This window comes from Bacillus sp. PK3-037, assembly GCF_054161355.1.
The window spans coordinates 3,502,501-3,527,946 of sequence record NZ_CP096408.1 but is presented as its reverse complement, the minus strand read 5'-3'; the positions used below and the strand labels follow the sequence as shown (position 1 = coordinate 3,527,946).

Genomic DNA, 25,446 nt, shown 5'->3' with positions numbered 1-25,446 from the left:
ATATTAAAATCAGCTATTACAGACAGTTGTAAGCTATAACATATATGTGTATAATATGTTGGACGAGGAGGAGAAACAGAATGATATCAGAGAAAGAAATCACTCATGCCCAAACTTGCGAGCCATCGTTCTTACAAGGGTTTAAAGATTGTGTCCCGACGCTGATCGGCTACATCAGTATAGGTTTGGCTGCCGGAATCGTGGGGATTGCCTCGCATTTAAGCGTCCTTGAGATTACGCTGTTGTCAGGTTTGGTTTTTGCCGGCGGCTCCCAGTTCGTTATCTGTGCTTTGTTAGCAGCGAACAGTCCGATGTCCGCTATTATCCTGACAACGTTTATCGTAAATTCACGAAATTTTCTATTAAGTGCCGCGCTTGCTCCTCATTTTTCAAAGTATTCGCTAGTGAAAAATGTGGGAATCGGCATGATGGTGACAGATGAGTCATTCGGTGTTGCTTCAAATAAGATTGTAAAAAAAGAACCAATTAGTGACCGATGGATGTTCGGTTTAAATCTCACTGCATATGCGTGCTGGGTGCTCTCTTGTGTGGCAGGGGCGGTCTTTGGTAAATGGATTACCAATCCGGAAACGTTCGGACTCGATTTTGCGGTGACGGCTATGTTTTTAGCACTGCTGATTTTGCAGATGGAACATGTTGTGCCTGCAAAGATTAAACACTATGTATCTCTCATTATTTATATGGTGATTGCGATGATTATTTTCTCTTTCTTTATGCCGTCACATCTCGCTGTGATCATGTCAACGATCATCGTAGCGACAATCGGGGTGGTGACAGATAAATGAGCGTAAATACATACATCCTGATGGTGATTATCGGCTGCGCGCTGGTCACCATGATTCCCCGCGTGATTCCATTTTTAGTTGTGCGGAATATTTCCTTGCCGGAGCCTGTGCTGAAATGGCTCTCCTATGTGCCGGTTTGTATATTGACGGCACTTGTTGTGAAGGATTGCATGATTCAATCCAATGATTCTCTGAAATTGAATTGGCAGGCAGCAGTTGTATTGATTCCTACTCTATTGATTGCACTGAAAACAAAAAGTTTGTGTATGACAGTCATCAGCGGTGTTGTTCTGATGGCAGGCTTGCGCTTATGGGTATAATACAGCTGTTTTCATCAAAACTCACGATATCAGGGGGGAGCAGACCCTGGTATTTTTTGTGTCTTTGATTCAATCTTTAAGCGGCTTTCACTGGCTGAAAGTTATGGTACAATATACAAATGTTTTACAGCTTCAATCAATTGTTGGAGTGACATCTGTTTCAGATAAATAATAGATTGAAGGGAAGGTTTTGATAGGATGCTGCAAAATCCAACTGGAAAAGAGCGTTTGGCATTGGCATTTCTGCTCGGCATGCTTGCTATATTGGGCCCGCTTAATATAGATATGTATTTGCCTAGTTTTCCTGACATTGCCGATGATTTATCGGCCAGTGCCTCGCTTGTACAGTTAAGTTTAACAGCCTGTCTGATCGGGCTTACCATCGGCCAGGTGATTGTCGGGCCGGTCAGTGATGCGCAGGGAAGACGGAAACCGCTATTAATCTGTATTTTCTTATTTGCGTTATCTTCTCTGTTCTGTGCGCTTTCACCAAACATTACAACACTGGTGGCAGCCCGTTTTTTACAGGGGATTACGGCCTCTGCAGGACTTGTGCTGTCTCGGGCAATCGTGCGGGATGTGTTCACAGGGAGAGAGCTTTCTAAATTTTTCTCACTGTTAATGGTGATTACCGCAGTCGCGCCAATGATTGCGCCAATGACAGGCGGTGCTCTTTTATTGCTGCCGTTTGCAACGTGGCATACGATTTTTCACTTTTTAACAATCATCGGATTTGTGCTTGTACTGATTATTGCGCTGAGGCTAAAAGAAACATTGCCGCCCGAAAAGCGAATTCCAAGCTCAATTGGAACATCTGTCAGAACAATGGGGAGCCTGCTGAAGGATCGTTCTTTTATGGGCTACGCGTTAACTGTCGGATTTGTTCACGGGGGAAGCTTTGCTTATGTATCCGGTACGCCTTTTGTGTACCAGGATATTTACGGAGTGTCGCCGCAGGTGTTTAGTATTTTATTCGGCATTAACGGCCTGGCGATTATTACGGGAAGCTTTATTATCGGGCGCTTTGGCGGAATCATTCATGAAAAAAGCCTGCTCCGCATGGCGGTCATTACAGCTATGATTGCGACTGCCGTGCTATTAACGATGACGATGATTCACGGTCCTCTCGCTGCATTGGTTATCTCTATTTTTGTCTATATGATTACGATCGGCATGGTTCTGACGAGCACGTTTACGCTGGCCATGGAAAAACAGGGGCACCGCGCCGGAAGTGCAAGTGCGCTGCTGGGAATGCTCCCGCTGCTCCTTGGCTCCATCGTTTCGCCTCTTGTGGGCATTGATGAGACGACAGCTGTTCCGATGGGAGCGATCATGTTTGTTACAGCAGTTATCGGTTCGCTCGCCTTTTTTAGATTAACTAAAGAGAGCGTGAAGCAGAATTAATCAAAAAAACCTGACGGCATGTCAGGTTTTTTTGATCTTATTAAAATAGCAAAAGCAGGCCGGCGATGGCCGGAGTCAAAAAGATTGCGGATTTCAAGACGGCCTTTGGCATGAGATTGGTGAATTTCGCGCCAACATACGCACCGCACATGGTTCCGATCAAGACTTTGACCAGCAATACATAATCAACAAATCCTTCCGTGATATACCCTATACCTCCGCCTACAGCAAGAGGGATAATGACAAGCATCGTCGTTCCGACAGAATGACGGATGGAAAGGTTCAGCATAATCATTAAACCGATCTGGATAAAAGGAGCAGAACCGATGCCGAATGTGCCGGAAAGTATGCCTGCTACGATTCCTAAAATCACGGCTTTTGTATACATAGCAACATTGCTTTGATTCCCTTGAGGTTTTTCTTTTAAAATAAATAATCTGATTAAAATGAGAATCGCTGATAAAAATAACATTCCCGCTGTCAAATAATGAAGCAAATCGGCGGGAATAAAAGATGTCAGCTTTGCCCCGAAAAATGACCCGACGGCAGCAAAGCATCCGACCGTTAAACCGATTTTTAATTGGATGTTGCCTTCCCGGTAATGGCTGTAGGCCCCTGATAAACTGGTGAAAGCCATGCCGGCGAGGGAAGTGCCTAAAGCTGTATGAATCGGAATATGGAAAACAAGAGTTAAAAGAGCAATAACAAAGCCGGCTCCCCCGGCACCAATAAAGCCTAAAATGATTCCGAGAAGAAACATAACAAGAATAATGAGCATATTTTTTCCTCCATTGTATTCTGAGCTGTAAATGTAATGAAGCTGAGTGATGGTAGCTGAGGCGAAGTGTCCGGCAGCCGATGAGAGAATCATCTCGTTGGTTTGCAGTAGTCCGTCGACCGTCGTTTGGCAAACATATCGTACCGTAAATTTTGGAATTTGACAAGACGGTTTGTTGCTTCCCTTTATCATCTGTTATATGATTTTGATGAAGAACAGCCCCTGAATCTATTCAAAAGAGGTATTATTTATATGGATGATTTTAAATTAGACAAGCCGACTCCTTATTACCTGCAATTTTATTTCCAGCTGAAAAAAATGATTTTTAACGGGACTTTTAAGCCGGGGGAACGGATCAATGAAACACAGCTGGCTAAAAGTTTCGGCGTCAGCCGCTCTCCGATACGGGAAGCTATGCGGCTGCTTGAGAAAGACGGCTTGTTAAGAGCAGATGACCGGAATGGATTTTCAATCGCTTCTTTAACGGCTAAAGATGTAGATGAAATTTATAAAATCAGAATTCCTCTCGAGCTGCTTGCTGTCGAATTAGTCATAGACGAAGCGAATGACGAAGAGCTTCAAACGCTTGAAAAACAGCTTGAAGAAACAGAAAACGCTATTCGTAACGGAGCGGAAGAAACTGAAATGATCAGCTTAAACCAAAAGTTTCATCAGCTGCTTGTCGATTTTAGCCATAACAGACATTTAAAAAACTTGCTTGAGCATGTAAACGATCTGATTCACTTTTGCAGAATCCTTAATTATAAAGGGGACAACCGCCCTGAAACGATCCTGCGTGAACACCGCAGCATATTTGAAGAAATAAAAAAGAGAAACAAAGAAGCAGCCAAAGAATATATGATGGCTCATTTCAATCATGATTCAGAACATTTGAAGCGTGTGCTTGAAGAAGGAAAAGAAAATTAAATGACATGTACAGATACCAAGGATGAGTCCTTGGTATTTTTATTGCTCTCATCACTTTAATCAATCGTAAATCATATATAAGGAAACCCATTAATAAGATTCTATGATGATTGACTAACGAATAATGGGGGTTAGACATGTTTATCCATATCGTCCGGCCGGGTGATTCTTTGTTTTCCATAGGCAGAAGATACGGTGCTTCTGTTGATCAAATACGGGGTGTGAATGGTTTAGAAGAAACGAATATTGTGCCGGGGCAGGCTCTTCTCATCCCTCTTTATGTATATACAGTACAGCCGGGAGACACGCTCGGAGCTATTGCGGCAAAAGCGTTTGTTCCGGCAGAACGGCTAAGAGCCGCAAATCCCGCTATAAATCCAAATGTCTTGCAAGCAGGAATGAGACTGACGATTCCTAATATCTCAAACTATATTGCGGGAACGTTAAGCTTTTACGTGCTCCGCAATCCGGGTCTAGATCGTGATTTAATCAATGATTACGCCCCGTATTCGTCTTCGATTTCCATTTTCGAATACCATATTGCGCCTAATGGCGACATTGCAAACCAATTGAATGACGCAGCCGCTATTGAAACTACATGGAGAAGACGGGTGACGCCGCTTGCTACAATAACAAATCTGACCTCAGCAGGCTTCAGTACGGAACTCGTGCACCAAGTGTTAAACAATCCAACTGCGAGAACCAATCTGGTTAACAATATTTATAACTTGGTATCCACAAGGGGATATGGCGGCGTGACGATCGATTTTGAACAAGTGAGCGCCGCAGATCGGGATCTGTTCACAGGATTTTTGCGTCAGCTGAGAGATCGTCTGCAGCCGGGAGGGTATGTGCTGACCATAGCGGTTCCGGCAAAAACAAGCGATGATATTCCGTGGCTGAGGGGCTATGATTACGGAGGGATCGGAGCGGTTGTCAATTATATGTTTATCATGGCGTATGACTGGCATCATGCGGGAAGCGAGCCGGGGCCTGTTGCGCCGATTACTGAAATAAGAAGAACAATTGAATTTGCGATTGCCCAGGTGCCGCGGAGAAAAATCATAATCGGAGTCCCGCTCTACGGCTACAATTGGATCATCCCTTATCAGCCGGGAACAGTGGCTTCAGCTATCTCAAATCAAAAATCAATTGAAACAGCGATGAGGTACCAAGCCCCTATTCAATATTCAAACGAATATCAATCGCCGTTTTTTCGCTACAGAGATGAGCAGGGGCGGACGCATGAGGTATGGTTTGAAGATGTCAGGAGCATGAGCCAAAAGATGCTGATCGTCCGCGAATATGGATTACAAGCAATAGGCGCTTGGCAGTTAACACTCGGATTCACACCAGCTCCGTGGCTTCTGCGGAAATTTTTTACGATCAGAAAGGTTTAAGGGCACCGGGTACGGTGTCTTTTTAGTGATGTTTTAAGCGGCTGCTCAATGCTTTTACCGTCTCAGCCTGCCCTGCGTTGTTTCTCGCATGTAAGCTGCTTCGTTAAAACCAGATGATAATCGTTCACGGTGTTGAAAATAAGAAGCAGATAAATGCCATTCTCACACAAAGGAGGACATAGGCTTCTTTTTTTGAATGCGGTTCCTCAAGCAGTCCTGAGTTCCCGACATATTGTCATTTCACTGGCTGGCAGCGCTGGTGATATCCTTTATCGTAACGGATTGATAGCCGTAAAACCGCATCAGCCTAAAGCGGCAGAATAATTCGATCATTTGTCACTTGCATGGCGTCAGTCTCCCCCATTATGATCGATAGTGAGAACGATCATCAGTCTAATCAGGCACAAATTGCATATCATCTTATGAAAGCTTACGGAATACGAGTGAGAGGAAGTTGTCAGAATGAAAAAAGGATTGATCCTGAATTTTCCGGCAGAAGGCCATGTAAATCCTACATTAGGCATTACGAAAGCCTTTGCCGATCGAGGATATGATGTTCACTATATATCCACTGAAAAATATAAAGAAAGATTAGAAGCGGTGGGAGCGACTGTCCACCTTCATCAGGATTTGCTGAGAACAGCACCTATTCAAGTCGCTTCGCCAAACGGCATTCTAGATTTCCTGAAAATACATATCAAAACCTCACTGGACATTTTACATGTCGTAAAGAAGTTGTCAAAAAGCATTCAGTTTGACTTTGTTTATTATGATAAATTCGGTGCGGGAGAGCTGGTCAGAGACTATCTCAACATCCCGGGCATCTCTTCATCTGCTTCCTTCTTATTCGATGAAGAGCATTTAAAGATATTGCCGCTGCATCCGGATTCAGAAGTGCCTTTACAAATGGATAAAGAGTGTGAAAATCTGCTGGCAGAGATGAAAGAAACATACGGCGTATCCCCGAAAAACTTGGTTCAATTCATGAACAATAAAGGCGAACTGAATGTCGTATACACAAGCCGTTATTTTCAGCCCGAAAGCGATCGTTTTGGGGATGAATGTCTGTTTATCGGACCAAGCTTTCCAAAAAGAGCAGCCAAAACGGATTTTCCTGTTGAACAGCTAAAAGATGAAAAGGTCATCTATATTTCAATGGGTACGGTACTGGACAAAACAGAAGAATTCTTCAACCTTTGTATTGACGCTTTTTCTAATTTTGATGGATTAGTCGTTATTGCAGCGGGAGAAAAAGCAGATCTCACAAAATTAAAACAGGCACCGGAAAACTTTATCATTGCCCCGTATGTGCCTCAGCTGGAAGTGCTGAAACACTCAGACGTTTTCATTACACATGGCGGCATGAATAGCGTCAATGAAGGCATTCATTTTAACGTGCCTTTGGTTGTAATGCCTCATGACAAGGATCAGCCAATGGTAGCGCAGCGTCTCTCTGAACTCCAAGCGGGCTATACGATCTCTAAGGATGAAGTAAATGCGCAGTTATTGAAACAGGGGATAGAGGAAGTTTTACAAAACGATCAATATTTGGAGGGCATTAAAAGAATCAATCAAAGCTTTCAAGAGTGTATGGATATGGACGAAGTGATGGAGCGAATTGATCAGTGATTCATCAGAACACCAAATAGAAAAAGTGTATAAAGAAAACCGCTGTGTTGAATAGCGGTTTTTTTCATATCTATCCGTAGACGAAACCTCCTGTACGATGTACAGGAGGCAATGATTAAAATGCAATTTTGATCTTTTGAGAATCACTGATCTTCTTATGGTTTTGGTCAAAAACGTCACTTGTTGTGATTTCAATCCACTTGATCTCTTTTTTCTTCTTCTCAGCTGATGGTTCATCATGGGCATGTCCGCTTGCTGCGTTTACAATAAAGCCGAGATTGCCGGATTTTTCGGCGCCGCCTTCTAATTCACCATTCAACTCTTCGAGGTACATATCTTTGTTCCAATCAAAGGTTTCACCTGTATTTGTTTTCATCAATGCAATCGGGGCAAAATTCACTTTCTCGGAAGATGTGTTTTTGATATCAACGAAAACTTTGACGAAATCAAACTCTTCATCGTGTGTTAATACATGAAAATAATCAATCATGCTGTAATCCGGACGTAAGTGGATCAGCTTCATTTCTTTTACTGTTAACTCTACGTTTCCAATCTTATACGTTTGATTGACTTGTTTGATATCTTTTAAGACGGCTTCTCCTTTGTCATCAGAAAACGTTTGATTTACCTTCAGCAATGACCGGTCATCTGTTACCTGTGCATTAGGCTGATACTCATCTATACTGTTTTTTTGAGAAGAAGTGCTTTGCGGTGCGGCTTTTGCTGTTTGCTCTCCGGCTGTATTTTGTTTTTCAGAATTGGCGTTTGATGAACAGCCCGCAAGCATGATGATAAAAAATAAGATCGATAGAGTCTTTTTCATCAAGAGTCCTCCATTAAAAAGAGAGCCCGTTCCTTATACAAGCAACGGACACCTTGTATTCTCTTACTTATCTTTGATGTTAATGTTGTATTGTAAAGCGTCGAAAACATTTTTGGCGATTTCAGTATTATCAATTTGGCCGGAAAACTTCTCACTGGACGGTCCGTACGCATAGACAGGAACATCCTCGCCGGTGTGCCCGCCTGTTGTCCATCCTGTGTGGGAGCGTTTATTGAAAATCTCCTCAATCGCATTATCGATATCAAGGACTTCCTTCGATTTTGCCGCTTTTTCAACAGATTGAATTTCAGATGCTGTTAAAGCTAATTTCTTTTGATCAATATACGTTTTTAATGTTTTTTCAACATCTGCGCCGCCGGCGATTTTTTCTGCCATAAAGTCAGGCGTGCGTTTTGCCGCTTTAATTGGCTCACTGAACCAGTTGTAAATGCCGTCCGCACCGATGGAGTACCCGCCGGTTGAGTGGTCAGCCGTTGCGACAACCAATGTATGCTTGTCTTTTTTGGCGAAATCGATCGCTGCCTTGTAGGCTTGTTCAAAGTCTTCCATCTCACTCATGGCGCCGACGATATCATTGTCATGCCCCGCCCAGTCAATCTGGCTTCCTTCAACCATGAGGAAGAAACCGTCTTTGTCCTTGCTTAATTTTTTGAGAGCTGTGTTTGTCATGTCTTTTAATGAAGGAATATCCTTCGTGCGGTCGATCTTTTTAGGCAGGCCGCCGTCAGCAAATAGGCCGAGAACTTGGCTGTCCTTGTTTTTCAGCATGTCCTTGCGGTTATCCACATAGCTGTATCCCGCTTTTTTGAATTCCTTTACCAAATTACGGTCCTTGCGGTCAAAATTGCTTTTTCCACCGCCTAGAAGGACATCAATTTTGTGCTTGCCGTTCACCATTTCATCAAAATAGTCGTCTGCAATAGAATTCATGTTTTTCCGGCTGTGATCATGTGAGCCGAAAGAAGCCGGAGTGGCGTGAGTAATTTCTGAAGTGGCGACAAGGCCGGTCGATTTTCCTTTTTCTTTTGCCGCTTCAAGAACTGTTTTGACCTCTGAACCGTCATTATCCACTGCAATTGCATTATTATATGTTTTAACCCCAGCTGACATAGCGGTTGCGGCAGAAGCAGAATCCGTTACATTTTGTTCAGGGTCTTCAGGGTAAGTCGTCTGCTGGCCGACAAGGTATTGGTCAAAAGCTGTAGGCTCAACAACCTTTGTCTTTTTATTATCCTTTAAGTAACGGTGAGCGGACGTATAAGATACACCCATCCCATCACCGATCAGGACGATGACATTCTTAATTTCGTTTTGATTCCCCTTTTTCTTTTCCTGGGCGCTGGCTTCAGGTACGCTGCCGCTGACTAGGCTGCTGAACGCAATAGATGATAACACCGCAATAGGCAGCAGCTTCTTCGGGAATTTTTTCAACTGAATAACCTCCTAAAAATATGATCCTCAATGACAAACCCATTATATTTTTAAAGTGTTAAGCTAGTATTAATCGATTTTAAAGATTGAGTTTACAAGATGACTAACTATGATGGAAAAGGGAACTGTAAGAAGTTGATTATTGTTTATCAATTGGAAAGCAAAAAGGAATTTCAGACAGGTTCTTTCTATCTTTCTTCTTCCCTTGATTTTGAGTGAGCTGTTTTTAATTCAGAGAGGATTAATCAGATGTTTTCGATTAGCGCGGTTTCGCAAAAGTATGGAATGATTCGTATACATTAAGATATTACGAGAAAATCGTTTTTATACGGAAGGAGTCTTTTCTGCAGAAAAATAAAACTGGATACCTATTATTAGTATTTGAAAGAGGAGGGGAGACAGCCAATGAGACGTTTGAAAGTGTACTCGGTGCAACTGTCTTCACCGATTTTCACAGGTACTGTCTTTGCCCTAAATATATTGTTGGCTATTTCTATCCAGCAACCATTATGGCTCGGTCTGGACTCCGGATTGTGAATCTTTAATGATGAAATAAAGTTTTTTCATCAAGCGAAAAAACGGTATCAAAATGTTGCTTACCCTGCTTCCGTCACGAAAACTGCCGCCGGAATAATTACTTATCGGTGTTTCTGTATTAGAATGGAGCAGCACCTCATCATCTTTTTTCACAATGAGCGATTCCAAATATGTGTTGTCTGCTTTAGCTTGATCACTAATCCAATAAAGATTGCCGCTGTATTCATTTGGTGCATCTTCGTTCTTAGTAAAAACAGCCTCCCGATGTTTGTCCTTGCTTTCTCCTATGTAATTTGGGGATTCAATCTGGCCTGATGAATGAATTGATAGGCAAAATATATCACGTAAAAGCGCATAATATGGAAGCCGTAAAAATGAGCGGATATTTATAATGAGGAGACATAAAAAACTCCTATCCTAAATCAATTTCCTTTTAAAAAAAGAATTTCATCCCAAATCAAAATTCCATTTTCAGCTTTTTCGGTAATTTCCGGTTTGGTACGCCTGGCTTTTTCAACTGCGTTTTGAAACAATGCGGTGAATCAATAGCTTCGCTTTTGGTAAAATGCCATCGCGTGTATGTTATCATTTGTTGTGATGAGCTTTATCTGTTTACACAGCCATTGCTTGGCTGTTTCTTCAGCCTTTCTCAGCAATGCTGTGCAATTCCTTTCTTTTCAATCAGACTATCCAATGAAAAAATATTTCAGTCTTTTCCATATGTGATGTATGTAATCAACCGATGATGTCCCCATCCTCATCTAAAGCATCATAACCGGCCAATGCATCATATTGAGATGTATCGCTGGACATTTTCTCTAGGCGTACCCCAATGCGCGGCAAAGAAATCAGTCCTATCTGCTTGGCTAACTCTTTACTTTGGGATGATCTTCATCTTGACCTCTTTCTTTTGTTTACTAACAATATATACAAAAAATAGAAAGAAAAAAATAGATTTTGAGGTGACAGTATGGAAATAAACGATGTGCTTTACGGCAGGCAACAAATAGACGGAGTACTGGAAGAACTCATAAAAAGCGCACCCGTGCAAAGATTAAAAGGGGTTTATCAAGGCGGCGCCAGCTTTTTAGTCAATCCAAAGTGGAATGTGACCCGGTATGAGCACTCCATTGGCGTTATGCTTCTAATCAAAAGATTGGGGGGAACCATAGAAGAGCAGATCGCGGGTCTTCTCCACGATGTGTCGCACACAGCATTTTCTCATGTAATCGATTTTGTATTTGAAAATGAAGCGGAAGATTATCATGAAAACATTTTTCAACAAGTCATTAGCCAATCCGATATCCCTGGAATTCTAAAAAAACACGGTTATGATGCCGACGATCTTTTATTAAATGATACAAGATGGACACTGCTCGAACAGCCCGCACCGGAGCTGTGTGCTGATCGCATAGACTACACGCTGCGTGACATGTATCAATATGGACAGATCACGCTCCGCGAAGCGGAAATCTTTTTAGATCGCCTCATTGTGAGAAACGGAAGGGTGTTTCCAGATGGTATCGGAACAGCCGAATGGTTCGTGCGAGTGTATTACAAGGAAGTAATCGATTTCTTTATGAACCCAGTGAATGTATATGGATATGAATACTTAGCGCGAACGCTGAAGGCTGCGCTGCAGCACAATGTCATCGCCGCCGAAGATTTGCTGAAAACAGACCAAGAGGTGTTAGACATCCTGCATTCATCAGAAAATGAAGAAGTACGGAGACTGCTTGAAAAAATACATCCTTACATACAAGTAAAAGAGGATGACATTCATTACGATTTTCATCGAAAAAAGAAAATGCGTCTCATCGACCCTTCTGTTTTCCATCATAATGAATGGATCACATCCTCATCAGTGTCTCAAAACATCAGAAAAATGGGAGAGGCCGCTTATCAGAAAGCAAAAAAAGGCGTGTATGTCAAAGTAATCAAGAACTAACCGAAGCCGCGCAAACGCGGCTTTATCCTCCGCGTTTTATTCTGCGGATCACGGGGAATAGGACAAACAGCAGTATATTTTATGAGAATATCAGCGCATTTACATACCATCCGGGGGTATAGTATTATTGAAAAGATCATGTTTGACAGGCAGATGTGAAGGCCATTCTGTTTCTGCAGATTACATTCACACCAAAAAATGAAGCAAAGGAGAATGAACATGAAGATTTCGAAAAAGGCACTTGGAATTTTCTTGATGTCACTTATTTTTGTTTTATCAGCATGCGGCAATAGCGATAGCAAAAAAGAAAGCACTCATGAAAGTCATTCGGACTCCGGCTCACACGAAGAAATGGATCATTCCGGATCTGCTGAAGTCCCAGAGGGATTAACGGAATCGAAACATCCTAAATATAAAATAGGCAGACAGGTCATCATCAATGCTTCTCATATGAAAGGGATGAAGGGCGCCGAAGCAACAGTTACAGGCGCATACGATACAACGGCATATGTTGTTTCTTATACACCGACAACCGGAGGACAGCGAGTTGATCATCACAAATGGGTGATTCAAGAAGAGATAAAAGATGCAGGAGATAAACCCCTCAACCCCGGAGATCAGGCGATCTTAGAGGCTTCTCACATGAAAGGCATGAAGGGAGCAACTGCTGAAATCGACTCCGCAGAAAAAACAACGGTATACATGGTGGACTATACATCGACAACAAGCGGAGAAAAAGTAAAAAATCATAAGTGGGTAACTGAAGACGAGCTTTCAGCTAAATAATGAAAAAATCCTCCCTTTACAAGGAGGATTTTTTTACGGTATGAACAGGTCTTGTTAAAGAAAATAAAGCAAACAGAACGGCGATCACAACAATCGATCCTCCGCACCAAGCTGTTGACACAACAGTCCCCGTTTGATCCAATACAACACCGCCAATGGCTGAACCAAGGGCAATCCCGATTTGCAGCGCAGACGTATTAAAGCTTTGCTGAATGTCAGACGTGTCCGGTGCAATCTCAATTAAATAGCTTTGCTGTGCGGGAGCCAGACTCCAGCTCAGCAATCCCCAAATGACCATAACAGGCAAAAAGAAAATCATAGACGACGTTGACAGCGGCAATAAGAACATAATGATGGCGAAGGAACCGGTCACCAGCAAGATGCTCTTAAAGGAACCGAGCCGGTCAGAAAGCGCTCCTCCAAAAGGACCTCCGCACACGGCAGATATTCCGAAAAGGAAATAGCAAATGCTGACCCAGAAAGAGCTTAGATGGAGAGTCGTCTCTAAAAACGGGGCAAAATAAGCATATAAAGTGTAGTGCCCCGCTAATGTAAACATCGTCACAAGATGCGAGCTGGCGATTTTTGCATTGGCAATTGTCTTGATTTGATCCCGGAATGGAATCATTTTCTCCGTCGGTATCTTCTCAAAAAAGATCGAAATAATCAGCATAGAGACAAGCGCCAGAAGCCCGATGCCAAGGAATAAAATGCGCCATCCGAAGGAATTGCTGATCAATATTCCAAGCGGCACACCTAATGCGATGGCAGAACTGAATCCCATAAAAATGATGCCGATTGCGCGGGCTCTGTATTCAGGCGCCACAATTTTCGGCGCAATTGTCAAGGAAAGCACAACAATCAGCCCTGTGCTCATCGCCGCCAATACCCTTGATACCATCAGCATCGCAAAATTAGGGCTGAAATAGGCGACAAGGTTACTTAAAAAGAAAACAAATAACGCAATTAAATATAAACGCTTCCGTTCAACCTTCGCGGTCATTGCCAAAAGCAGCGGCCCTGAAACAGCATATCCCAGCGCAAACACACTGATCAGCTGTCCGGCCGAAACAATGGAAATGTGTAAATCATTTGCGATTTGAGGAAGAATCCCACCCACAATTAACTCAACCAATCCGACTGCAATCGTAGAAGCTGCAAGCAGAAAAACTTTAAAATTCATAACAAACTCCTTTACATAAATTTTTTGACAAATAAAAAAATCCTGATTACAAAAAAAGTGATACACAATTTTTGTAATCAGGATTTTACGGTTCCTGGTAGACACCCTCAATCCATATTATTGAGGTTATACAAGTAAAAATAGCTATTTAATTGATTTAGTTTCCGAGGATGAGTTTAACATATTGTGAGCGAATCTTCCATAGAAAAATTTGATAAATAGTTGAACGAAAAAATATGAATATATTTATTTTTATAAAAGTATAGACAATTAAAGTTAAATGACTATAATAAATTTTGTAAGCGTTTTAAATAAAAGAGGGGGGTCATCCATTGAAGAAAATTTTACTGGCGTGCAGTTCGGGAATGTCCACCAGTTTGTTGGTGACAAAAATGAAAGAATACGCGCAATCCATCGGAGAGGAAGCGGAGATCTGGGCAGTCGGCCAAGATAAAGCGAAAGAAGATATGCAAAAGGCGGATGCGGTTTTAATCGGCCCGCAAATGAGCTTTCTGAAAAGCGAACTGCAAAAAGAAGCCGACCAATACAACATTCGGGTTGAGGTCATTGACATGATGGCTTACGGAATGGCTGATGGCCAAAAAGTTTATGAACAGGCTTTGTCATTAATGGGGCAACAATGATGGAGCAGATAAAAATCACCGATTTAACAGACGAACAAATCAGCTTTCAGCTTATTCTCCACAGCGGCAATGCCCGAAGCTGCATCATTCAATCACTGCGCGCCTACAAGGAAGGAAACAGGGGGGAGGCAGATGCCCTTATTGCCCAGGCTGAGGATGCTCTATCTGCAGCCCATGACATTCACTTTCAAATGATACAGAAAGAATCAGGCGGCGAAGCAGCCAATTTCTCATTGCTGCTGATGCACGCGGAAGATCACCTGATGTCAACATTGACCATGAAAGAATTGGTAAAAGAGCTGCTTGGCATCTTTAAAACAAAGAATATATAAAAATCGGGGTGGATAGGGTGTTTGAAAAAATCAGCCAGTTCCTTGTTCCAATTGCAGGGAGGTTAAATAATAACCGTTATTTGCAGGTGTTGCGCGATGCGTTTATGCTGGCCTTCCCGCTTACGATATTCGGATCCATTTTTGTGGTGTTAACGAACCTGCCGTTTTTAAGTAAAATCATGAATGCTTCAATGCTCACATCGTTTCAGTCCAATTTTGGCATTGCGTCTACGGCGACCATGGGGATTATGTCTGTCTTCGTCGTGTTTGGTATAGGCTATTATCTCTCAAAAAGCTATCAGGTCGAAGCTGTGTTTGGCGGTGCGATCGCTTTGGTTTCCTTTTTGCTGCTGACGCCTTTTATCGTTCAGCCGGAAACAGGAGATGCCATAACCGGGGTCATTCCGGTAGACCGCCTCGGTGCCAAAGGAATGTTTCTGGGTATGATCACGGCATTTCTTTCTGGTGAAATCTACAGAAGAATCGTTCAAAAAAACCTGACGATCAAAATGCCTGCCGGGGTTCCGCCGGCTGTAGCAAAATCATTTGCCGCACTTATTCCGGCTTTTATCACATTGACTGTGTTTTTGCTGATTAACGTTCTGGTCACCCAGCTTTTCAAAACCAACATGCATGATGTCATTTATCATGCGATTCAGGCTCCGCTTGTCGGACTTGGAAGCGGTATCATTCCGACGCTGATTGCTGTATTTTTTATTCAAATTCTTTGGTTTTTCGGATTGCATGGGCAAATCATTATCAACTCTGTGATGGACCCGATTTGGAATACACTGCAGGTGGAAAACCTGGCAGCCTACACAGCGGGAAAAGAAGTGCCGCACATCATCTCAAAACCGTTTATGGAGATTTATACAGTGGGAATGGGCGGAACCGGGATGACGCTGGCGATTGTATTTACGATTCTCATATTCATGAAAAGCAGGCAGATGAAGCAAGTATCAAAACTCGGCCTTGCTCCAGGGATTTTTAACGTAAACGAACCGATTATCTTCGGACTTCCGATTGTGATGAATCCGATCATCCTTGTGCCTTGGGTTTTGGCGCCGATGGTTGTCACACTCGTCACCTATCTGGCTATGTCCGCCGGACTTGTTCCGCCTCCAACAGGTGTCACGGTCCCATGGACGGTCCCGCTATTTATTAATGGAATCATGGCGACAAACTCAATCATGGGAGGCGTGATGCAGCTTGTCAATCTGATGATTGTCTTTGTGATATGGTTCCCGTTCCTGAAAGCAATGGATAAATTACATTTGGCAAAAGAAAAGGAACAGGCTGTTCAGGAAACAGCAAAGCAAAATGATAACAGCATCAAAATGTGACAGAAGGAGAGAGAGAACTTGACTCAAACAGAACAGTATCGTTTTCCGAAAGATTTTTGGTGGGGATCATCTGCTTCAGCGACACAAACGGAGGGTGCCTCCGATCGAGACGGAAAAGGGAAGAATATTTGGGATTACTGGTTTGAAAAAGAGCCTCATCGCTTTTTTGATCATGTAGGACCTGCATCCACATCGCAATTTTACGACAACTATAAAGACGATATCAGGCTGATGAAGGAACTTGGCCACAACTCGTTCCGCATGTCGATTTCATGGTCGCGGTTAATACCGGGCGGAACAGGCGAGATCAACCCTAAAGCCGCGGACTTTTATAACAGCGTCATTGATGAGTTCACGGCTAACGGGATAGAACCTTTTGTCAATTTGTTTCATTTCGATATGCCGATGGAACTTCAAAACATCGGCGGCTGGGCAAACAGAGAAACGGTGGACGCTTATGAAAACTATGCAAGAACTTGTTTTCGTTTGTTTGGCGATCGGGTGAAAAAATGGTTCACCCATAACGAGCCGATCGTGCCGGTAGAAGGCGGATACTTATATGATTTTCATTATCCGAACAAGGTAGATTTTAAAGAAGCCGTTCAAGTCGGGTTTCACACGTTGTTATCAAGCGCCCGCGCCATTCAGGCTTACAGAGAGATGAAGCAGGATGGAAAAATCGGCATCATCTTAAATTTGACGCCATCCTATCCGAGAAGCAGCCACCCGGCGGATGTAAAAGCGGGAGAAATAGCAGATGCGTTCTTTAACCGATCTTTTTTAGACCCTTCTGTAAAAGGCGAGTTTCCAAAAGAACTCATACACATTTTAAAAACTGAAGGCTTTATGCCTGTATACGAGAAAGAGGATCTTGAGATCATTAAACAGCATACGGTTGACTTATTAGGTGTGAATTATTATCAGCCAAGACGTGTAAAAGCAAAAGAGCACCTGCCAAATCCGGATGCGCCGTTTTTGCCTGACAGGTATTTCGATCCTTACGTCATGCCGGGCCGCAAAATGAATCCTCACCGAGGCTGGGAGATTTACGAAAAAGGCGTTTATGATATCCTGATCAATCTAAAAGAAAATTACGGGAATATCGAGTGCTTTATTTCTGAAAACGGCATGGGTGTTGAAGGGGAAGAGCGTTTCAGAGACGAACAGGGCATGATTCAAGATGACTATCGAATTGAATTTATCAAAGAGCACTTAAAATGGATTCACCGCGCTATACAGGAAGGCTCAAACGCAAAAGGCTATCACTTATGGACGTTTATGGACAATTGGTCATGGACAAACGCTTACAAAAACCGATACGGATTTGTTTCAGTCAATCTGGAGAAAGACGGAGAAAGAACTGTCAAAAAGAGCGGAAAATGGTTCAAAGAGGTTGCTGAGAAAAATGGTTTTTAGGTTGCTATAGCAAAAAGGTCTTCCGGCGGTCAAGATTCCTAACAGAGACAACAAATAGCCATAACATTGATGAAACAGGAAAAAGAACTTATGATATCCGTAAAGAAGTTTATTCGATATCGAAATTTTTAAAGCTGCCGGAGGATACCAATGAATAAATACGAAATCATTGCAAATGAAATGAGAAAACGAATCAAAAATAACGTATATCCCATCGATCAGCCGATTCCCGATGAAGTATCTCTTGCAAAAGAGTTCAATTCAAGCCGCATGACGATGAAAAGAGCTCTTGATAATTTAGTTGCTGAAGGACTGTTATTCAGAAAACGCGGTCACGGAACCTTTATCATTCAATCTGCGATACAGGATGATCATGTCCATGTCGTCAGCAATGAAATCCTCGGTCTGACCAATTTGTTAAAAGACAAAAAAATCAAAAGCAAAGTCATTCAGTTCGAGGTGCAATTTCCCACTGAGGAAGTGGCTGCTCATTTATCAATTGATCAGAAAACGCCGGTTTATTATGTTGTACGGCTGCGAATTGTGGAAGGCGAGCCATATGTATTGGAAAAAACATATATGCCGACACACTTAATACCCGGCATTAATGATGAGGTGCTGCACCACTCTATTTATGAACACATTACAAACGGGCTCCAGCTAAAGATTGCCGGAACGCACCGGAAAATCAGAGCCTGTAAATCTGATGAGATGGATCAGCAGCATCTGGGCTGCAAACAGGATGATCCCATTCTTGAAGTTGAGCACGTGGGCTTTTTAGATAACGGAATTCCATTTGAATATTCCTTTTCACGTCATCGGCATGACAAATTTGTCGTCACTTCGGTAAACGTAAGGCGCTGATCGCGGAAATAACAAGGAGGCCATCTGCATGCTTGGCGGTATTGAAGCAGGCGGCACAAAATTTGTATGTGCCGTCGGAACAGAAGATGGAACGATCATTGACAGAATAGAGATACCAACAGCGATGCCGGATGAAACGATAGAGAAAGTCATTCAATATTTTCGCCAATTCTCGCTACAGGCAATCGGCATCGGCTCCTTTGGTCCCGTTGATACAGATGTAAACAGTAAAACATATGGAACCATTACTGCCACGCCTAAACCAGGCTGGAGGCACTATCCATTTTTGAAAACGATAAAAGAAGAAATGAATATTCCTGCTGGATTCAGTACGGATGTGAACGCTGCGGCGCTCGGTGAATTTCTTTTCGGCGCAGCTAAAGACTTCGACAACTGCTTATATATCACGATCGGCACCGGCATTGGTGCAGGCGCGATTATAGAAGGGCGGCTTCTGCAAGGATTATCACATCCTGAAATGGGCCATATCTATATTCGCCGCCATCCGGATGACACGTATCAAGGAAAGTGCCCCTATCATAAGGATTGCTTCGAGGGTCTGGCTTCAGGTCCTGCTATAGAGGCACGATGGGGAAAAAAGGCCGCAGATTTATCACATGTTAATGAGGTCTGGGAACTTGAAGGATATTACATTGCGCAGGCGCTGGCACAATATATCCTCATCCTGGCACCCAAAAAAATTATTCTTGGCGGCGGCGTCATGAATCAGAGTCAGTTGTTCCCTTATATCTATCAATATGTACCTAAAATAATGAACAGCTACTTTAATTTTTCTGAATTATCAGAAGTTATAAATGAGTATATTGTAGCTCCCCATTTAGGCAGAAATGCCGGAATCATCGGAACGTTTGTTTTAGCCGATCAGGCATTAAAAGCAGAAGAAGCATCCGGGGAGGTTCCATCATGAAGCATCCTTTATTTTTACAGCCGATTTTTAAAGAAAGGATATGGGGCGGCACAGCGCTTCGTGATAGATTCGGCTACAGCATCCCTTCAGAAAAAACCGGCGAATGCTGGGCTGTCTCGGCCCATGCCAATGGATCATCGACTGTTCAAAATGGCCGGTTGGCAGGAAAAACACTAGATCAAGTGTGGAAAGAATGCCCGGAGTTTTTCGGCTTTCCGCAAAGAAGCGTGTTTCCGTTACTGGTAAAAGTACTTGATGCCGACATGGACCTCTCCGTACAAGTGCATCCTGATGATCATTATGCCATGGTGCACGAAAACGGAGACCTCGGAAAAACAGAGTGCTGGTATATTATTGATTGCAAAGAAGGTGCAGAACTAATTTTGGGACATCACGCAAGCACGAAGGAAGAATTCAAACAGCTTATAGAAAGCGGTGACTGGAACGGACTGCTTAGGCGCATCAACATAAAGCCGGGAGATTTCTTTTATGTTCCAAGCGGCACGCTGCATGCATTGTGTGAGGGCACCCTCGTCCTTGAAATTCAGCAAAATTCTGATACCACATATCGAGTATACGATTATGAGCGCTGTAATGACCATGGCCAAAAAAGGGATCTCCATATAGAAAAAGCGATGGAAGTTGTAAACATACCGCATGCGGATTCTGAACCAATACCAGCGATAAAAGAAATGAAGGATGCCGTGATTACGTCTTATGTTCAGTCAGATTATTTCTCAGTTTACAAATGGAATGTCAGCGGCAAGCCGGTTTTTCCTTCTCCTCAAACCTATTTGCTGTGCAGTGTTGTCGAAGGCTCAGGGATAATAGAAAACAACGGTGTGCAGTATGAATGCAATAAAGGCTCACACTTTATTTTGCCTGCCCATTTTGGCGAGTTTTCAATAGAAGGAACTTGCGAGCTGATCATATCTCATCCTTAATAAGAACGGAGGAATTTCTGTGTTAAAGAAACCTATCATCTGTTTGTTCATCTTATTTTCATTTTCGTCTGCCGTTTTGTCTGAGCCGATCCAAGCACATACTGTGTCACCTGTTAATCCTAAAGCACAGCAGATAACAAAAGATGTGATGAATTGGCTCGCCCACCTGCCGAATCGTTCTGAAAACAGAGTCCTTTCCGGTGCGTTTGGCGGTTACAGTCATGACACATTCTCCATGGCCGAAGCAGAAAGAATCCGAAGCTCAGCCGGACAATCACCTGCCATTTACGGCTGTGATTACGCTAGAGGATGGCTTGAAACCTCAAACATTGAAGATTCTATAGACGTAAGCTGCAACAGTGATTTAATTTCGTATTGGAAAAGCGGAGGGATTCCGCAGATCAGTCTGCATCTAGCGAATCCTGCTTATCAGTCAGGACACTATAAAACACCGATTACCAACGATCAGTATAAAAAACTGTTAGACTCTTCTACAACAGAGGGGAAGCGGCTGAACGCCATGCTCAGCAAAATTGCTGATGGGCTTCAAGAGCTGGAAAACCAAGGCGTACCCGTTCTGTTCAGGCCGCTGCATGAGATGAACGGCGAGTGGTTTTGGTGGGGGATTACGTCATATAATCAAAAGGATGATGAAAGAATCTACTTATATAAACAGCTTTACATCAAAATCTATCATTATATGACTGACGAAAGAGGATTGGATCATTTATTGTGGATTTATTCTCCCGACGCTAATCGAGATTTTAAAACAGATTTTTACCCTGGAGCTTCATACGTAGATATAGTTGGGTTAGATGCATACTTTCAAGATCCATATTTGGTAAGCGGATACGACCAGCTCACAGCACTTAATAAACCATTTGCCTTCACAGAAGTTGGTCCGCAAACAGCAAACGGCAGCTTTGATTACAGCCTGTTTATGAGTGCGATAAAACAAAAATACCCTAAAACCACTTATTTTCTGGCCTGGAATGATGAATGGAGCCCGGCTGTGAACAAAGGCGCTTCATCTCTCTACAATGATAGCTGGACATTAAATAAGGGAGAAGTATGGAACGGTGATACATTATCACCTATAGTTGAATAAAAAACGTTTTACATTAAGAAAAGGTTCTCGAGGATTTCCTTGAGAACCTTTTGCTCATCAGGCGTTCATATCCCCTAAGCCGGGACTATGTTCATTCGGCATTTCAGGAAGAACCGGAACAGGAAATCCAGCCGGAGGTTCAGTTACTTGCAGCTCGCCGCCATTTCTGCTTGGAGATGTTCCTTGAAAGATCTCTGCAATTCTTGTTTCATCTAATCTGAAGTTAAACTGTACATTATGGTAGCCTAATTCAACATACTTTCTGCACTCTGGATATTTATTAATGTCGTAATTCGGAACTGGTAAAAGCTTAGCCCAGTCAACACCTAAAGTCTCAAGCGCTTTAGCGAAAGCATTTTGATGAGCATTGTCACGAACAATAAGAAAAGCGAGTGTTTCCCGGAACGTCTGATTAGAGCTCATTTCATAGATTCTTGTTTTTTGGAGAACACCAGTAGACTCAAGCAACAAGTTATCCAACAGGTCAGTGATTAAGTTTCCGTGATTATACACCCACGACGCGTTCCAAGGATTGCCGCCCGCATCAACCGGGAGTGAACTCTGTGCGCCAATAATATAATGATGAGGATTAGCATGTTTAACTGCTTCATCAAGGGGGGCGTGATCTATACCCTGGCTGCCGACTCCAGCACCGCCTGATTCATCCAACAAGGCATTGATTGTATTTTGCACAAGCTCTACATGGGCAATTTCTTCTAAAAAGATGCCGCGCAGCAAATCACGATATTGTTTCTGCTTTCCTCTGAAATTGGAGCTTTGAAAGAAATATTGCATCATTGTACGCATTTCCCCGTAATGTCCGCCTAATATTTCCTGCAGTACTTTAGCAGCGGCCGGATCTGGATTATCGGGTTTAATGATATTGATTAGTTCTTCTTTGTAGTAAAACATAACACGCCTCTTTTCTTATTTATTTTGTTTTTTATATCATCTGTACAATCAGATAAACTATACGGACTAACCAACAGCTGAAAAGAAAATGAGAAAAATGAAACAAAAGTATAGAAAAGTATTGACCGATAAAAAAGCACATGGTATATTATTAAACGTCGCTGATGAACAGCACAGAACAAAATGAAAAATAAAAAAGTTTTTCAAAAGGTGTTTACAAACACTTCAGAATGTGTATAATAGATAAAGTCGAATCAAAAAGATTTGAAAAACATTCAAAAAACTTCTTGACTTTAACATCGATTAATAGTATGATAGTTAAGTCGCTCGATAAGCGCCCGTAGCTCAATTGGATAGAGCGTTTGACTACGGATCAAAAGGTTAGGGGTTCGACTCCTCTCGGGCGCGCCAATATAATATACATGCGGGTGTAGTTTAGTGGTAAAACCTCAGCCTTCCAAGCTGATGTCGTGAGTTCGATTCTCATCACCCGCTCCATTATTTCTCAAATGATCTTTGAAAACTAAACAAGACAAAACGTACCTGTTAATTCAAGTTTTATCATAAAATCGCACAGTGATGTGCGTAGTCAGTCAAACTACTTTATCGGAGAGTTTGATCCTGGCTCAGGACGAACGCTGGCGGCGTGCCTAATACATGCAAGTCGAGCGGACAGATGGGAGCTTGCTCCCTGATGTTAGCGGCGGACGGGTGAGTAACACGTGGGTAACCTGCCTGTAAGACTGGGATAACTCCGGGAAACCGGGGCTAATACCGGATGCTTGTTTGAACCGCATGGTTCAAACATAAAAGGTGGCTTCGGCTACCACTTACAGATGGACCCGCGGCGCATTAGCTAGTTGGTGAGGTAACGGCTCACCAAGGCAACGATGCGTAGCCGACCTGAGAGGGTGATCGGCCACACTGGGACTGAGACACGGCCCAGACTCCTACGGGAGGCAGCAGTAGGGAATCTTCCGCAATGGACGAAAGTCTGACGGAGCAACGCCGCGTGAGTGATGAAGGTTTTCGGATCGTAAAGCTCTGTTGTTAGGGAAGAACAAGTACCGTTCGAATAGGGCGGTACCTTGACGGTACCTAACCAGAAAGCCACGGCTAACTACGTGCCAGCAGCCGCGGTAATACGTAGGTGGCAAGCGTTGTCCGGAATTATTGGGCGTAAAGGGCTCGCAGGCGGTTCCTTAAGTCTGATGTGAAAGCCCCCGGCTCAACCGGGGAGGGTCATTGGAAACTGGGGAACTTGAGTGCAGAAGAGGAGAGTGGAATTCCACGTGTAGCGGTGAAATGCGTAGAGATGTGGAGGAACACCAGTGGCGAAGGCGACTCTCTGGTCTGTAACTGACGCTGAGGAGCGAAAGCGTGGGGAGCGAACAGGATTAGATACCCTGGTAGTCCACGCCGTAAACGATGAGTGCTAAGTGTTAGGGGGTTTCCGCCCCTTAGTGCTGCAGCTAACGCATTAAGCACTCCGCCTGGGGAGTACGGTCGCAAGACTGAAACTCAAAGGAATTGACGGGGGCCCGCACAAGCGGTGGAGCATGTGGTTTAATTCGAAGCAACGCGAAGAACCTTACCAGGTCTTGACATCCTCTGACAATCCTAGAGATAGGACGTCCCCTTCGGGGGCAGAGTGACAGGTGGTGCATGGTTGTCGTCAGCTCGTGTCGTGAGATGTTGGGTTAAGTCCCGCAACGAGCGCAACCCTTGATCTTAGTTGCCAGCATTCAGTTGGGCACTCTAAGGTGACTGCCGGTGACAAACCGGAGGAAGGTGGGGATGACGTCAAATCATCATGCCCCTTATGACCTGGGCTACACACGTGCTACAATGGACAGAACAAAGGGCAGCGAAACCGCGAGGTTAAGCCAATCCCACAAATCTGTTCTCAGTTCGGATCGCAGTCTGCAACTCGACTGCGTGAAGCTGGAATCGCTAGTAATCGCGGATCAGCATGCCGCGGTGAATACGTTCCCGGGCCTTGTACACACCGCCCGTCACACCACGAGAGTTTGTAACACCCGAAGTCGGTGAGGTAACCTTTATGGAGCCAGCCGCCGAAGGTGGGACAGATGATTGGGGTGAAGTCGTAACAAGGTAGCCGTATCGGAAGGTGCGGCTGGATCACCTCCTTTCTAAGGATATTTACGGAATATAAGACCTTGGGTCTTATAAACAGAACGTTCCCTGTCTTGTTTAGTTTTGAAGGATCATTCCTTCGAAACGTGTTCTTTGAAAACTAGATAACAGTAGACATCACATTCAATTAGTAACACAAGATATCACATAGTGATTCTTTTTAACGGTTAAGTTAGAAAGGGCGCACGGTGGATGCCTTGGCACTAGGAGCCGATGAAGGACGGGACGAACACCGATATGCTTCGGGGAGCTGTAAGCAAGCTTTGATCCGGAGATTTCCGAATGGGGAAACCCACCACTCGTAATGGAGTGGTATCCATATCTGAATTCATAGGATATGAGAAGGCAGACCCGGGGAACTGAAACATCTAAGTACCCGGAGGAAGAGAAAGCAAATGCGATTCCCTGAGTAGCGGCGAGCGAAACGGGATTAGCCCAAACCAAGAGGCTTGCCTCTTGGGGTTGTAGGACACTCTATACGGAGTTACAAAGGAACGAGGTAGATGAAGAGGTCTGGAAAGGCCCGCCATAGGAGGTAACAGCCCTGTAGTCAAAACTTCGTTCTCTCCAGAGTGGATCCTGAGTACGGCGGAACACGTGAAATTCCGTCGGAATCCGGGAGGACCATCTCCCAAGGCTAAATACTCCCTAGTGACCGATAGTGAACCAGTACCGTGAGGGAAAGGTGAAAAGCACCCCGGAAGGGGAGTGAAAGAGATCCTGAAACCGTGTGCCTACAAGTAGTCAGAGCCCGTTAACGGGTGATGGCGTGCCTTTTGTAGAATGAACCGGCGAGTTACGATCC

General features: G+C 43.5%; 21 protein-coding genes, 2 tRNA genes, 2 rRNA genes, 2 pseudogenes and 1 riboswitch (1 of these 28 only partly in view). Of the genes and pseudogenes, 20 read left to right on the top strand and 7 right to left on the bottom strand.

What is annotated here, in order from left to right:
* Window positions 1-80 precede the first annotated feature (80 nt).
* From M1D69_RS18120 to M1D69_RS18110, 3 genes are all read left to right on the top strand, one after another.
* On the top strand, window positions 81-806 hold the full coding sequence (locus M1D69_RS18120; RefSeq protein WP_458105285.1) for an AzlC family ABC transporter permease: 726 nt from the start codon (window positions 81-83) through the stop codon (window positions 804-806).
* Window positions 803-1,126 (top strand): AzlD domain-containing protein, encoded by a 324-nt coding sequence (locus tag M1D69_RS18115; protein ID WP_458105286.1) that lies wholly within the window; start codon window positions 803-805, stop codon window positions 1,124-1,126. Before M1D69_RS18120 ends, M1D69_RS18115 begins: the two co-directional genes overlap by 4 nt.
* 198 nt (window positions 1,127-1,324) lie before the next feature.
* Window positions 1,325-2,530: a Bcr/CflA family efflux MFS transporter gene (locus tag M1D69_RS18110; protein WP_024120381.1), complete on the top strand. Its 1,206-nt coding sequence runs from the start codon at window positions 1,325-1,327 to the stop codon at window positions 2,528-2,530.
* A gap of 40 nt (window positions 2,531-2,570) precedes the next feature.
* Here the strand turns inward: M1D69_RS18110 and M1D69_RS18105 are convergent, their stop codons facing one another.
* Entirely contained in the window at window positions 2,571-3,308 is a 738-nt protein-coding gene (locus M1D69_RS18105) for a sulfite exporter TauE/SafE family protein (RefSeq protein WP_458105287.1), read from the bottom strand.
* Window positions 3,309-3,560: 252 nt separating this feature from the next.
* Here M1D69_RS18105 and M1D69_RS18100 point away from each other — a divergent pair, with 252 nt between their 5' ends.
* The 3 genes from M1D69_RS18100 (at window position 3,561) to M1D69_RS18090 (ending at window position 7,264) form a co-directional block, all read left to right on the top strand.
* On the top strand, window positions 3,561-4,235 hold the full coding sequence (locus M1D69_RS18100; RefSeq protein WP_458105288.1) for a GntR family transcriptional regulator: 675 nt from the start codon (window positions 3,561-3,563) through the stop codon (window positions 4,233-4,235).
* A 137-nt stretch (window positions 4,236-4,372) separates the two neighbouring features.
* Window positions 4,373-5,635 carry a glycoside hydrolase family 18 protein gene (locus M1D69_RS18095; protein WP_059334605.1) on the top strand — a complete coding sequence of 421 codons (1,263 nt, stop codon included), beginning with the start codon at window positions 4,373-4,375 and terminating at the stop codon, window positions 5,633-5,635.
* Window positions 5,636-6,097: 462 nt separating this feature from the next.
* Complete coding sequence (locus M1D69_RS18090; RefSeq protein WP_458105289.1) at window positions 6,098-7,264, top strand: macrolide family glycosyltransferase; 1,167 nt, start codon at window positions 6,098-6,100, stop codon at window positions 7,262-7,264.
* A gap of 115 nt (window positions 7,265-7,379) precedes the next feature.
* Here M1D69_RS18090 and M1D69_RS18085 read toward each other — a convergent pair whose 3' ends face one another.
* The 4 genes and pseudogenes from M1D69_RS18085 to M1D69_RS18070 all read right to left on the bottom strand — a co-directional run.
* Window positions 7,380-8,087 carry a membrane lipoprotein lipid attachment site-containing protein gene (locus tag M1D69_RS18085; protein ID WP_458105290.1) on the bottom strand — a complete coding sequence of 236 codons (708 nt, stop codon included), beginning with the start codon at window positions 8,085-8,087 and terminating at the stop codon, window positions 7,380-7,382.
* A 63-nt stretch (window positions 8,088-8,150) separates the two neighbouring features.
* Window positions 8,151-9,539, bottom strand: a complete 1,389-nt coding sequence (phoB, locus tag M1D69_RS18080) for an alkaline phosphatase PhoB (RefSeq protein ID WP_458105291.1) — start codon at window positions 9,537-9,539, stop codon at window positions 8,151-8,153.
* A 603-nt stretch (window positions 9,540-10,142) separates the two neighbouring features.
* Window positions 10,143-10,479: pseudogene (locus tag M1D69_RS18075) on the bottom strand (DUF4944 domain-containing protein); the annotation flags it as partial.
* A gap of 19 nt (window positions 10,480-10,498) precedes the next feature.
* Window positions 10,499-10,929 (bottom strand): annotated as a pseudogene (locus M1D69_RS18070) (GNAT family N-acetyltransferase); the annotation flags it as partial.
* A gap of 117 nt (window positions 10,930-11,046) precedes the next feature.
* Between M1D69_RS18070 and M1D69_RS18065 the strand changes: the two are divergent.
* Both M1D69_RS18065 and M1D69_RS18060 read left to right on the top strand, forming a co-directional pair.
* Entirely contained in the window at window positions 11,047-12,024 is a 978-nt protein-coding gene (locus M1D69_RS18065; RefSeq protein WP_458105292.1) for an HD domain-containing protein, read from the top strand.
* 219 nt (window positions 12,025-12,243) lie between these two features.
* On the top strand, window positions 12,244-12,810 hold the full coding sequence (locus M1D69_RS18060; protein WP_458105293.1) for a YdhK family protein: 567 nt from the start codon (window positions 12,244-12,246) through the stop codon (window positions 12,808-12,810).
* A gap of 16 nt (window positions 12,811-12,826) precedes the next feature.
* On the opposite strand, the gene pbuE is transcribed toward M1D69_RS18060, so the two are convergent.
* Complete coding sequence (pbuE, locus tag M1D69_RS18055) at window positions 12,827-13,993, bottom strand: purine transporter PbuE (RefSeq protein ID WP_105955092.1); 1,167 nt, start codon at window positions 13,991-13,993, stop codon at window positions 12,827-12,829.
* Between the two features lie 54 nt (window positions 13,994-14,047).
* Window positions 14,048-14,147: riboswitch (purine riboswitch) on the bottom strand.
* A 178-nt stretch (window positions 14,148-14,325) separates the two neighbouring features.
* Between pbuE and M1D69_RS18050 the strand changes: the two genes are divergently transcribed.
* From M1D69_RS18050 to M1D69_RS18015, 8 genes are all read left to right on the top strand, one after another.
* Entirely contained in the window at window positions 14,326-14,637 is a 312-nt protein-coding gene (locus M1D69_RS18050; RefSeq protein ID WP_458105294.1) for a PTS sugar transporter subunit IIB, read from the top strand.
* Window positions 14,637-14,969 (top strand): PTS lactose/cellobiose transporter subunit IIA, encoded by a 333-nt coding sequence (locus M1D69_RS18045; RefSeq protein ID WP_105955091.1) that lies wholly within the window; start codon window positions 14,637-14,639, stop codon window positions 14,967-14,969. The genes M1D69_RS18050 and M1D69_RS18045 overlap by 1 nt, the downstream gene beginning before the upstream one ends.
* A 17-nt stretch (window positions 14,970-14,986) precedes the next feature.
* Complete coding sequence (gene celB / locus M1D69_RS18040) at window positions 14,987-16,312, top strand: PTS cellobiose transporter subunit IIC (protein WP_458105295.1); 1,326 nt, start codon at window positions 14,987-14,989, stop codon at window positions 16,310-16,312.
* A gap of 18 nt (window positions 16,313-16,330) precedes the next feature.
* Window positions 16,331-17,728: a glycoside hydrolase family 1 protein gene (locus tag M1D69_RS18035; protein ID WP_458105296.1), complete on the top strand. Its 1,398-nt coding sequence runs from the start codon at window positions 16,331-16,333 to the stop codon at window positions 17,726-17,728.
* A 150-nt stretch (window positions 17,729-17,878) separates the two neighbouring features.
* Window positions 17,879-18,592, top strand: coding sequence for a transcriptional regulator GmuR (gene gmuR, locus M1D69_RS18030; protein ID WP_044161575.1), 714 nt, complete (start codon window positions 17,879-17,881; stop codon window positions 18,590-18,592).
* A 28-nt stretch (window positions 18,593-18,620) separates the two neighbouring features.
* Complete coding sequence (locus tag M1D69_RS18025) at window positions 18,621-19,520, top strand: ROK family protein (RefSeq protein WP_458105297.1); 900 nt, start codon at window positions 18,621-18,623, stop codon at window positions 19,518-19,520.
* Complete coding sequence (gene manA / locus M1D69_RS18020; RefSeq protein ID WP_458105298.1) at window positions 19,517-20,464, top strand: mannose-6-phosphate isomerase, class I; 948 nt, start codon at window positions 19,517-19,519, stop codon at window positions 20,462-20,464. Before M1D69_RS18025 ends, manA begins: the two co-directional genes overlap by 4 nt.
* A 19-nt stretch (window positions 20,465-20,483) precedes the next feature.
* Window positions 20,484-21,572, top strand: a complete 1,089-nt coding sequence (locus M1D69_RS18015; protein ID WP_458105299.1) for a glycoside hydrolase family 26 protein — start codon at window positions 20,484-20,486, stop codon at window positions 21,570-21,572.
* Window positions 21,573-21,629: 57 nt separating this feature from the next.
* Here M1D69_RS18015 and M1D69_RS18010 read toward each other — a convergent pair whose 3' ends face one another.
* Window positions 21,630-22,484: a manganese catalase family protein gene (locus M1D69_RS18010; protein ID WP_458105300.1), complete on the bottom strand. Its 855-nt coding sequence runs from the start codon at window positions 22,482-22,484 to the stop codon at window positions 21,630-21,632.
* A gap of 334 nt (window positions 22,485-22,818) precedes the next feature.
* Between M1D69_RS18010 and M1D69_RS18005 the strand changes: the two genes are divergently transcribed.
* From M1D69_RS18005 to M1D69_RS17990, 4 genes are all read left to right on the top strand, one after another.
* Window positions 22,819-22,895: transfer RNA gene (locus tag M1D69_RS18005), tRNA-Arg, on the top strand.
* A 13-nt stretch (window positions 22,896-22,908) separates the two neighbouring features.
* A tRNA-Gly gene (locus M1D69_RS18000) sits at window positions 22,909-22,982 on the top strand.
* A gap of 105 nt (window positions 22,983-23,087) precedes the next feature.
* A 16S ribosomal RNA gene (locus M1D69_RS17995) occupies window positions 23,088-24,637 on the top strand.
* A 169-nt stretch (window positions 24,638-24,806) separates the two neighbouring features.
* Window positions 24,807-25,446, top strand: a 23S ribosomal RNA gene (locus M1D69_RS17990); it runs 2,288 nt beyond the window's last position.
* Together the 16S and 23S rRNA genes with 2 tRNA genes alongside form the textbook arrangement of a ribosomal RNA operon.

Bases quoted from the DNA above. Each gene is read 5' to 3' on its own strand.
- M1D69_RS18120 (WP_458105285.1), top strand. From the start codon at position 81: ATGATATCAGAGAAAGAAATCACTCATGCCCAAACTTGCGAGCCATCG.
- M1D69_RS18115 (WP_458105286.1), top strand. From the start codon at position 803: ATGAGCGTAAATACATACATCCTGATGGTGATTATCGGCTGCGCGCTG.
- M1D69_RS18110 (WP_024120381.1), top strand. From the start codon at position 1,325: ATGCTGCAAAATCCAACTGGAAAAGAGCGTTTGGCATTGGCATTTCTG.
- M1D69_RS18105 (WP_458105287.1), bottom strand. From the start codon at position 3,308: ATGCTCATTATTCTTGTTATGTTTCTTCTCGGAATCATTTTAGGCTTT.
- M1D69_RS18100 (WP_458105288.1), top strand. From the start codon at position 3,561: ATGGATGATTTTAAATTAGACAAGCCGACTCCTTATTACCTGCAATTT.
- M1D69_RS18095 (WP_059334605.1), top strand. From the start codon at position 4,373: ATGTTTATCCATATCGTCCGGCCGGGTGATTCTTTGTTTTCCATAGGC.
- M1D69_RS18090 (WP_458105289.1), top strand. From the start codon at position 6,098: ATGAAAAAAGGATTGATCCTGAATTTTCCGGCAGAAGGCCATGTAAAT.
- M1D69_RS18085 (WP_458105290.1), bottom strand. From the start codon at position 8,087: ATGAAAAAGACTCTATCGATCTTATTTTTTATCATCATGCTTGCGGGC.
- M1D69_RS18065 (WP_458105292.1), top strand. From the start codon at position 11,047: ATGGAAATAAACGATGTGCTTTACGGCAGGCAACAAATAGACGGAGTA.
- M1D69_RS18060 (WP_458105293.1), top strand. From the start codon at position 12,244: ATGAAGATTTCGAAAAAGGCACTTGGAATTTTCTTGATGTCACTTATT.
- pbuE (WP_105955092.1), bottom strand. From the start codon at position 13,993: ATGAATTTTAAAGTTTTTCTGCTTGCAGCTTCTACGATTGCAGTCGGA.
- M1D69_RS18045 (WP_105955091.1), top strand. From the start codon at position 14,637: ATGGAGCAGATAAAAATCACCGATTTAACAGACGAACAAATCAGCTTT.
- gmuR (WP_044161575.1), top strand. From the start codon at position 17,879: ATGAATAAATACGAAATCATTGCAAATGAAATGAGAAAACGAATCAAA.
- M1D69_RS18025 (WP_458105297.1), top strand. From the start codon at position 18,621: ATGCTTGGCGGTATTGAAGCAGGCGGCACAAAATTTGTATGTGCCGTC.
- manA (WP_458105298.1), top strand. From the start codon at position 19,517: ATGAAGCATCCTTTATTTTTACAGCCGATTTTTAAAGAAAGGATATGG.
- M1D69_RS18010 (WP_458105300.1), bottom strand. From the start codon at position 22,484: ATGTTTTACTACAAAGAAGAACTAATCAATATCATTAAACCCGATAAT.